This is a genomic window from Streptomyces actinomycinicus (assembly GCF_016741775.1).
Taxonomy (GTDB): Bacteria; Actinomycetota; Actinomycetes; order Streptomycetales; family Streptomycetaceae; genus Streptomyces; species Streptomyces actinomycinicus.
In genome coordinates, this window is sequence record NZ_JAERRK010000037.1 from 25,928 (window position 1) to 35,468 (window position 9,541).

A 9,541-nucleotide genomic window follows, 5' to 3' on the forward strand; every position below is an offset into this window, starting at 1 on the left:
CCCCACCTCATCGGTTTCTGTTGCGCGCGCGGCCCGGCTCACCGTTCACGCGGCCCGGTCCAGCGACCAGCTGCGCGTCGCGTCGATCCTGAGGGCCGCATCGTCCAGGAGTTCCCGCGGGACGGGACGGCCCACGTTCAGCGCGAGCAGGACCTCGTCACCGGTGTTCGCCGCCGGGGCGCCGTGCGCGATCTGGAGGGCGTCGACGGGCACCCCGCCGAGTGCCGCGCCGACCGCGCCGACCAGTCCCGGCCCGGCCGGGGCGCGGAGGAACGCCATGCTCCCGCCGAGCGCCAGGTCCACCGCGAAGCCGCACACCTCCACCAGACGCCCGGCCGGCCCCGGCCCGTCCAGCGTTCCCGACACGGAGACCACCTCACCGGAGGGCAGCGCCCCGGACACGGTGACGAGGCTGCGGTGCGACACGGCGTCGTGAGCGGTGACCAGCTCCGTGCCGAGGCCGCGCTCCCGGGCGAGCAGCGGAGCGTTCACGTAGGAGACCCCGCCCTCGACCACACTGCCGAGGGCGCCCTTGAGCGCGGCCAGCTCCAGCGCGGTGGTGTCATGCCCGGTGATCTCCCCGGCCACCTTCACCAGGAGCTTTCCGCGCAGGCCCGCGGCGGTCGCGGTGAACAGCCGCCCCAGCTGCTCGGTGAAGGCCAGCCAAGGGTCCAGTTCGCCGTCGACCGTGCCCGTGCGCAGGTTGACCGCCTCGGGAACGCACCGCCCCGCCAGGGCCTGCCGTACGGACTGCGCCACGGCCACCCCGGCGCGGGCCTGTGCCTCGGTGGTCCCCGCCCCCAGGTGGGGGGTGGCGATCACGTTGTCCAGCTCGAGGAGGGGCGAATCGGTGCACGGCTCGGCGGCGAACACGTCGAGGGCCGCACCCGCGACCCGGCCCTCCTTGAGCGCGGCGTACAGCTCGGCCTCGTCGACGATCCCTCCCCTGGCGGCGTTGACCAGGCGCACTCCGGGCTTGACCCGCTGTAGCGCCTCGAACCCGATCAGGCCCGCCGTCTCGGCCATCCTGGGCAGGTGCACCGTCAGGAAGTCCGATTCGGCGAGGAGTTCGTCGAGCCCGGTCATGTGCACACCGGTCCGTGCCGCGTGTCCCGGCTGGACGTACGGGTCGTACGCGAGCAGCCGCATGTCGAAGTGCCGCATCCGCTGGGCCACCAGGGTTCCGATACGGCCCAGGCCGATGATGCCGAGGGTCTTGCCGGACAGCTCGACGCCGGTGAACCGGCTGCGCTGCCAGTGGCCTTCCCGGAGGGCGGCTCCGGCCTGCGGGATGTTGCGTGCCACCGCGAGCAGCAGGCCGACGGTGAGTTCGGCGGCGCTGACGACGTTGGCCGTGGGCGCGTTGACCACCATGACGCCCGCCCGGGTGGCGGCGGGCACGTCCACGTTGTCCAGGCCCACCCCGGCCCGTCCGATCACCTTGAGCCGGGTTCCGGCCGCGATCGCCTCGGCGTCCATCCGTGTGGCGCTGCGGACGAGTACGGCGTCCGCCTCGGGCAGTGCCTCGAGCAGGGCGGCCCGGTCGGTGCCCGCGCAGCGCCGGACCTCGGTGCCGGGCCCGAGGGCGGTGACGGTGGCGGGGGAGAGTTCTTCGGTGATCAGGACGACCGGCGTGTCCATGGCAGCGACTCCTGTCTCGTGTCTGCGGGCCGCTCCGCGGGCGGCGGGCGGCGGTCAGTGGCCCTGGGGCAGCGGAAGGTCGGTGACCGGGTCGCCGAGGACGACCGCGATCTCGCGCTCCCCCTCGTACGGCTCCCTGCTGTGAGCCATCCGCAGGTTGTCCACGATCAGCAGGTCGCCGTCGCACCAGGGCTCACGGAGGGTGTGCTTCTCGTAGACGTCGTTGATGGTGAGCACCGTCTCCTCGTCGAGGCGCGCGCCGTCGCCGTGCACGCTGTTGAACGGCAGCCCGTCCGCCCCGAACTCGAACGTCAGGTACTCCCTGATCGCCGGGTCCAGGGTCCACTCGTTGAGGAAGGCGATCTGGTTGAACCAGCCCCGGCGCCCGTTGCCGGGGTGGCGGAGCACGGCGGCGGCCCGCTGCCGTGTGCGCAGCTCGCCGTCGCCGCGCCACTCGTACGTGATGCCGTTGGCGTCGCAGTACGCCTCTACGGCTGCCCGGTCCGCGGTGCCGAACGAGTCGGCCAGGCCGACTCCGACGGTGTCCTGGTAGGCGCGGGTGAGCTGCCAGCCCTCCTGCTCGAAGCGGGCGACCAGGCCGGCGGGTAGTGCCTCCAGGACGGCCTGGGAGTCCGCGAGGCCGGTCACGCCGCCGGTCCCGGGCGCCTTCAGGCAGGCGAAGAGCAGGGTGCCGGGCACTTCACGGGCGTAGCTCAGCTCGTGGTGCATGCACATCGGCTGGTGCGCCGGCCACTCGGAGGAGGAGTGGACGCCGTCGGCCAGTACCTGCCGCGGTGCGAAGCCCTCGCGCTCGGTGACGATCCGGTCCAGGTAGGCGCGCCCCACCCGGGCGACGGCGTCCGCGTCGCGCAGGCCCAGGCCCCGGACCAGGAGGGCCCCGTGCTCGGTCACGGTGGCGCGCAGGCGCGAGCGGTGCTCGGCGATCCAGGCGGCGGGGTCGGCGGGTGCCGGGCCGTCGAGGTGGTGCACGGCCGGGCCGCCCTCGGTCCTGATCACTTCGAAGGGGGCGGTCTGCGTCGTCTCCGACGTCACGTCCATCGTGCGGCCACTTCCTTGTCGTTGCTTCGGGAATCGATCCGTGGTCACTTCGCGGGGCCCGCGAGACCTGTCCGCGGTCACCCCGCGGGCTCGCGGGACTTGTTCGCGGTCACCCCGCGGGCCCCGGGGACCTGCGCGCGGTCACTTCGCGGGCTCGGGGGTCTTGTCGGCCGGTGACAGGAGTCCGGCGAGGTCGGCGAGCCGGGGGTTCTGGTGCACGTCGCGCAGCGTGAACGCCCGCTCCATCCGTACGACGAGCTGCACCACCGAGAGCGACGTGCCGCCGTGGTCGAAGAAGTTGTCGGTGCGTCCGATCCGTCCCGCGGGCAGCCGCAGGACCTCCTCCCATGCCTCGGCCAGAAGCCGCTCCGCGTCCGTGCGGGGCTCTTCGTGCCGCTTCTCACCGGCCCGCGCGGCCAGCTCCGCCGCCAGGGCGACCAGGGCGCGCTTGTCGGTCTTCCCGTTGGGGGTCAGCGGCAGCGACGTCAGGCGTTCGAGGCGGCGCGGCACCATGTAGGCGGGCAGGGCCCGCGCGAGCCGTTCGCGCAGCGCCTCGGCGGGCTGTTCGGAGCCGGTCTGGAAGCCGACCAGGTGCCGGCCGTCGTCGGGGCTCTCCACGACCACGACGGCGCCGTCGCGGACCCCGGGCAGCCGCAGCAGCTGGTTCTCGATCTCCCCGATCTCGATCCGGAAGCCGCGGATCTTGACCTGTGCGTCCCGGCGTCCGAGGTACTCCAGCGAGCCCTCCGGCAGCCACCGGCCGAAGTCACCGGACCTGTAGAGCCGTTGGCCGGGCCGGTGCGGGTCCTCGCCGAACGCCTGGGCGGTGCGCTCCGGGTCGTTGACGTAGCCGCGGCCCACGCACACACCTGAGAAGACGATCTCGCCGGGCGCTCCGAGCGGCACCGGCCGCAGTTCCTCGTCGACGACGTACACCGTGACGTTGCCGACGGGCGGGCCCAGCGGGACGGACTCCCGGACCGGCACCGAGGTCATCACCTCGTGGTTGGTGTCGTCGCAGGTCTCGGTCAGGCCGTAGGCGTTCATCAGGGCGATGTGCGGGAACCGCGCGAACCAGCGCACGGTCAGTTCCTTCTTCAGCGCCTCTCCGGTGACCGAGACGCAGCGCAGGGCGGGCAGTTCCCTGGGGTGGTCCTCCAGGCGGGCGAGGACGACCTCGAGATAGGAGGGAACGGCCTGGAGGACGGCCACCCCGCCCCTTTCGACGACGTCGAGGTAGCGGTCGACGTCGAGGATCGCCTCCTGCTCGACGATCAGCGTCCGCCCGCCGACGACCAGGGCGGCGACGAGCTGCCACAGCGAGATGTCGAAGGACTGGGGGGCGGTCTGGGCCACCACCTGTCCCGCTTCGATGCCCTGGTCGTCGATCTTGGCGTACAGGTGGTTGACGAAGCCCGCGTGCTCGCACATCGCACCCTTGGGCTCGCCGGTCGAGCCCGAGGTGAAGTACAGGTAGGCCAGCTGGTCCGCCGCGACGGGCACGGCGGGGTTGCTGTCGGCGCGGCCCTCGGCGTACGCGTCGGCGACGGTGAGGAGTTCGAGGCCGGCCGGTGCCGCCCGCTCCAGGTGCCCGGGGCCGCCGCCCTCGGCGAGGGCGGCGCTCTCGGTGAGGACGAGTGCGCAGCCGCTGCGCTCCAGCGTCCTGGCCATCCGGTCGACCGGTGCCTGTGGCTCCATGGGCAGGTACGCCGCCCCCGCCTTGAAGACGCCGATGACCGCCGCGAGCCAGTCCAGGTTGCGCTCGGTGACCACGGCCACCACCGACTCGGCCGCAAGTCCCCGGCCGAGCAGGGCGTGGGCGACGCGGTTGGCGCGCGCGTTCAGCTCCGCGTAGGTCAGGCTCACGTCGCCCTGCACGGCGGCGGTGTCCGTGGGCCGGACCGCGACCTGCTCCTCGAACAGCTGGTGGAAGCGGCGGTCCGGTATCTCCCTGGCCGGTCCGGACAGTTCGTGGATCTGCCGGCGGTACTCGGTTTCGGAGAGGAGCGTCCGGCCGCGGCTCGGCGCGTCGGGCGCGGCCACCATCTGCTCCAGTGCCGTGACGTAGTACCCCGCGACACGGTCGGCCGCTTCGGCGTCCAGTACGTCCGTCCGGTAGCTCAGGACGACCGCCGGTGCGTCCGGCCCGTACCGCAGGCTCGCGGTCAGGACCGTGTCCGGGGCGGGCCGCGCCGGGACACCGTCCGGGTGGCTCAGGTCGAGGACGGCCTCGAAGGCGGCGTCGGCGGGCGTCCCGGCGGCTCGCTCGGACGCGGTGAGCAGCTCGCGCCACGTCTCGTCCTGATGGGCGAGGGCGCGGGGCTGGGGCGCGCTCCCCTGGGTGGAGGCCGGCGGAAGGTAGCCGGTCACCAGGGCGCGCTCGCCGCTGAGCGCGGACAGGACCGCGGTGTGGGCGGCGACTGCGGCCGCCTCCCAGCCGACCGCGCACCGCCTGGCCAGCAGTCGGGTCCGGGCGGCGAGACGGACGGGGACCTGCCGGGTCACCTCGGCCCGCTCCGGTGCTCCCTCGGGAACACCACCCGGCGCAGCCCACCGCGGAATCAGCCGCTGAGGTGCTCCAGTGATCGTCATCGCTCTCTCCTGTGAGGCCGGTCGGCAGGGATCCGGGAACCGGGGCGCCGGGGATCTCGGAATCGAGATGTCAGGCATCCGGGAATCGAGACGGCAGGGGTACGACGGGTCGTCGGCCTGCCGAACTCGAAGGGCCCGCCGTCCGTGGTGCCGGCGGACGCCGTCGGGCTCCGCCGGCCGGCGAGCCCTCCGAGTTCGGGTCTCGCGTTCTTCCCCTCCGGATTCTGCGCGACACCGGCCCGGCCACCGCCACGCACTTCGAATAATTGAAAGAGAAGAATCGAAGATGCCCCGGGTGGCTCACGACCGCCGTACGCATTGTCCGACACCAGTGCTGCGCAGGGCTGTTGACCTGAATTGTTGGCAGCCGTCTGTCATCCGGTCACCCGTATTTCGACTTTTTCCCGTACCTTCCTGAGAACCTCACGAAACGAACGTCGGCGACTGGCAGCTTGCGGCCGTCAGAGAATTCCACGGGCGGGAATTCACGGTATGCGGCGCATCGCCGTGTACAGCGCCCGCAGCATGAGGATCGCGCTCACCGCGAGCAGGTGGTAGCCGAGCAGCGGGTACAGCTCCAGCTGCGCGGTGACGTGCGGTCCCCGTCTGGTGCCTAAGACCGCGAGCATCACCCCCATCAGACCGGTGCAGGCGGCCAGCAGGGTGACGGTCAGCTGGTGCAGCAGGCCGGTGACGAAGCGTCGCTCACGGTCGTCCGCGAACACGCGCACCCGCACGCCCAGGCGGCCCTCCTCCAGGGCGGCGCTGATGCGTTCGGCCCTCCGGGGCAGGCGGCGCAGCATCGGCAGCACGGAGAGGAACTCGTGGGCCGCGCTCTGCGCGAAGGACGGGAACCCCGGCAGCGCGAACCCGGCCTCGTCGGCGCCGCCGCCGTCGGTCCCGGCGCCGCGCCTGCGGAAGCGCAGTTCCTCGGTGAGCATCTCGACGGCGAAGCCCCGCGATTCAGCGAGCAGGTCGAAACCGGGGGCGAGCTGGGTGAGCGTGCCCTCCACGGTGGCCAGGGCACGGAAGACCGCGGCGACCTCCGGTGGCACGGCGAGGCCGAACCGGGACAGCATCCGGAAGAGGGCGGTGTACGCCTCCGAGTCCGGCGCGGCGCCCGCCCCCAGGTGCCGGGCCATGAACCGGCCCAGCTCCCGCTCCAGGACCAGGGGGTCCGGCTGTAGCTCCTCGTTCGTCGTGGCCCGCGTACCCAGCAGGGCGACCAGGGCGTCGTGCAGCCGGGCCGGGTCCCCGCGGTCGACGGCGACGAGGAGTTCCTGGATGGCGAAGCGCGCCGGCGGGCCGATCCTGCCCACCGAGCCGAAGTCGATCATTCCGATCCGGCCGTCCTCGAGCAGCAGGGTGTTGCCCGGGTGCGGGTCGGCGTGGAAGACCCCTGCCCGCAGGATCTGCTGGAGCACGGCCGCAAGTACGGTCCTGGCCAGCGCCGTCCGGTCGAGGTCCTTTCTCCGGGCGACCGCCGGGGCCCGGTCGAGCGTGACCCCTTCGAGCCACTCCTGCACGAGGACCCGGGGCGAGGTGTACTCGTCGTACACCCGTGGGATGCGCACAGCCGCGTCGGCCTCGAATCCGCCGCAGGCCCGCGCGACGGCCTGCGAGTTACGGGCCTCGATGCGGAAGTCCAGCTCCTCACGGAGCGACTGGGCGAAGCCGTCGCCCAGTTCGCGCAGGCCCAGGGCGCGCGCGGAGCGGGCCCTGGCCTGGATGCTCTGGCTGACGACGAGCACGATGTCGAGGTCGCGCTCGACGGTCTGGCGGACGCCCGGGCGCTGCACCTTGACGGCGACGGTGGGGCCGCCTTGCAGCCGCGCGCGGTGCACCTGGGCGATGGAGGCGGCGGCGAGCGGCACGTGCTCGATCCACTCGAAGACGTCCGCCACCGGTTTGCCCAGCTCCTCTCGGAGCAGCGCTTCCACCTCGGTCCAGGGCGCCGGGGGCGCGCTGCTCTGTAGCAGGCTCAGCTCGTCGGTGAAGTGGGGTGGCAGGAGGTCACGCCGGGTGGACAGGACCTGACCGAGCTTGATGAACACGCCACCGCATTCCTCGAGTGCGGTGCGCAGCGCCCTGGCAGACTGCTGGCCGTACTCCCCGGGGCTCAGGGCCTGCTCGAGACGGGAGCGGCTGCGCAGGAGGCGGCCCAGGCCGTTGCGCATAAAGATGCGGCTGATCTGCGAGTAGCGGCGGGCCCGGCCGATCCGGGCGCCGGCCCCGCGCAGCAGTTGCAGGGGCAGGGCCCAGCTGCCGCGCGGCACGAAGACGTCGGCGAGCGCTATGGCGATCAGCGCGGCGAACAGCGACAGTGCGATCTGGACCGCCGCGAGCATGCCGCGGTTCTCCTGCTCCGGCACCATCTGCCCGAAGGCGGACAGGGTGCCGAGGGCCACCAAGCAGGCGAAGAGCGCGCGCAGCGGGCCGATCGTGATGCCGAGCAGTTTCCTGGACACCGCCCGCACGCCGAGGTAGACGCCGCCGAGGGTGACCACGGTCGTCAGCACGATGACGAACGGCAGAGCGGGACCGGCCATGGCGGCGGCGGTCTGTACGGGCATGAAGACACTCCCTCGGTATGTCGCGCGCCACCCTAGGCAGGGCGCCCGCGTGTTCCGAGGGATCTGTCAGCTACATGCAGTGGTCGAGCGGTACCGGGGCGTGCCGTGCGGGGACGGCCGCGACGCGGTGCCGTTCTCCGGAACCGGGATGTGCCACCTTCCTGCCAACAGTCCCCGAACCGCGGGCGGTCAGGTACGCGGGGACCCGCGGGGAGGCGGCCTGCGGCCGTTGCCGGCCGGGACCGCCCGTCTCCCCGCGGGCTCGCTCACTCTTCGGAGGCCCGACGCGCCAGCTTCTCGCCGACGGCCTCCCCGATCAGCCTGAGGGCCTCGGGCCCCACCAGCTCGTCGTGCGTGCAGTCCAGCTCGCGGACGTCCATCTTCTCCGTGAGGTACGGCATCCACAGCTCGACTTCCGGTGCGGACGGCGTGCGTCCGCGTACCGCCCTGAAGAACAGCGCCTCTCCGTCGAAGCGGCCGGGCGCGTGCGCAGCGTCGATGACCATGTTGTTGCGGGTCACCTGTCCCACCCGCGCCAGCGTCTCGGCGTCGAAGTTCCCGAACAGCCCGCCCCGCTCGCCGAGGAGTTCGGCGGTGCTGCTCGCGGTCAGCGGACCGGCGGCCGGGGCGGACTCGGCTCCGGCGTATTTCAGCAGCTCGCCGAACAGCTGCTCGTCCGAGGGCACGGTGGACGTCTCGCCGGCATCGGCCGGGTAGGAGTCGAGCATGGCGAGCAGCTCCACCTCCTCGCCCGCATTCCGCAGTTGTACGGCCATGGCGTGCGCGACGACTCCGCCGAAGGACCAGCCGAGCAGGTGGTACGGCCCGGACGGCTGGACCTCGCGGATGCGGGCCACATAGTCGGCCGCCATGTCGTCCAGCGTCCGCGGGAGTTCCCCGTCGCCGTCCATCCCGCGCGCCTGCAGCGCGTACACCGGGTGGTCGGCCGGGATCTCCCGCAGCAGCCCGGCGTAGGACCAGCCGAGGCCGGTCACCGGGTGCACGCAGAACAGGGGTGCCCCGGCGCCCGCGGTGCGCAGCGGCAGCAGTGCGTCGAAGGCGCCGCCCTCGTCGTCGCCGTCCAGTTTCAGGGCCAGCTCCGCCACGGTGGGCGCCTCGAACAGCGTCCGGATCGGCAGGCGTACCCCGAAGACGGACCGTACCTTCGCCAGCATCTTGACGATCATCAGCGAGTGGCCGCCGAGGTCGAAGAAGTTCTCGTGCACTCCCACGCTCGGCATGCCCAGTGCCTCGGCGAACAGAGCACGGAGCAGCTCTTCCTTCGCGTTGCGGATCGGCCGGTCCGCCACCGGGCCGGCGGCGCCCTGCGCGTCGGGGGCTTCGGCCTCCGGCGAGGCGAGACGCGCGGGCCGTCCTTCGATCTCCGGTACGTCGATGGTGCTCATGCGGGCTGCGGGGTCGGCGACCATGGCCCGAAGGACGAGGAGCAGTCGCTGGGCGAGCGCCTCGACCGTGGCCCGGTCGAACAGGTCCAGGCTGTAGCCGACCGCGCCGGACAGCGTGGTGCCGGTCTCGTCGTCGCCCTCGGCCTGCCGCTCGTCGAACACGAAGGACAGGTCGAACTTCGCGGCGTCCAAGGGCACTTCGTACGGTCGTGCCGAGATCCCCGGCAGGTCGATGGCCGGCTCCGAGACGTTCTGGAACTCCATCGTGAC

The 9,541-nt window shown here is 72.5% G+C and carries 5 protein-coding genes; all 5 read right to left on the reverse strand.

Annotated elements, in window-relative coordinates:
- Positions 1-45 precede the first annotated feature (45 nt).
- The gene (gene serA, locus JK359_RS37640) at positions 46-1,641 is read right to left on the reverse strand and encodes a phosphoglycerate dehydrogenase (RefSeq protein WP_201844139.1); all 1,596 of its coding nucleotides are present in this window, start codon (positions 1,639-1,641) and stop codon (positions 46-48) included.
- A gap of 54 nt (positions 1,642-1,695) precedes the next feature.
- The gene (locus JK359_RS39680; protein ID WP_236679071.1) at positions 1,696-2,700 is read right to left on the reverse strand and encodes a TauD/TfdA family dioxygenase; all 1,005 of its coding nucleotides are present in this window, start codon (positions 2,698-2,700) and stop codon (positions 1,696-1,698) included.
- A 141-nt stretch (positions 2,701-2,841) separates the two neighbouring features.
- Positions 2,842-5,292: a non-ribosomal peptide synthetase gene (locus JK359_RS37645; RefSeq protein WP_236679072.1), complete on the reverse strand. Its 2,451-nt coding sequence runs from the start codon at positions 5,290-5,292 to the stop codon at positions 2,842-2,844.
- Positions 5,293-5,777: 485 nt separating this feature from the next.
- The gene (locus tag JK359_RS37650; protein WP_201844140.1) at positions 5,778-7,865 is read right to left on the reverse strand and encodes an ABC1 kinase family protein; all 2,088 of its coding nucleotides are present in this window, start codon (positions 7,863-7,865) and stop codon (positions 5,778-5,780) included.
- A gap of 266 nt (positions 7,866-8,131) precedes the next feature.
- The coding region (locus JK359_RS37655; RefSeq protein WP_236679073.1) for an alpha/beta fold hydrolase at positions 8,132-9,541 on the reverse strand (1,410 nt) is incomplete at its 5' end.

Bases quoted from the DNA above. Each gene is read 5' to 3' on its own strand.
- JK359_RS39680 (WP_236679071.1), bottom strand. From the start codon at position 2,700: ATGGACGTGACGTCGGAGACGACGCAGACCGCCCCCTTCGAAGTGATC.
- JK359_RS37645 (WP_236679072.1), bottom strand. From the start codon at position 5,292: ATGACGATCACTGGAGCACCTCAGCGGCTGATTCCGCGGTGGGCTGCG.
- JK359_RS37650 (WP_201844140.1), bottom strand. From the start codon at position 7,865: ATGCCCGTACAGACCGCCGCCGCCATGGCCGGTCCCGCTCTGCCGTTC.
- serA (WP_201844139.1), bottom strand. From the start codon at position 1,641: ATGGACACGCCGGTCGTCCTGATCACCGAAGAACTCTCCCCCGCCACC.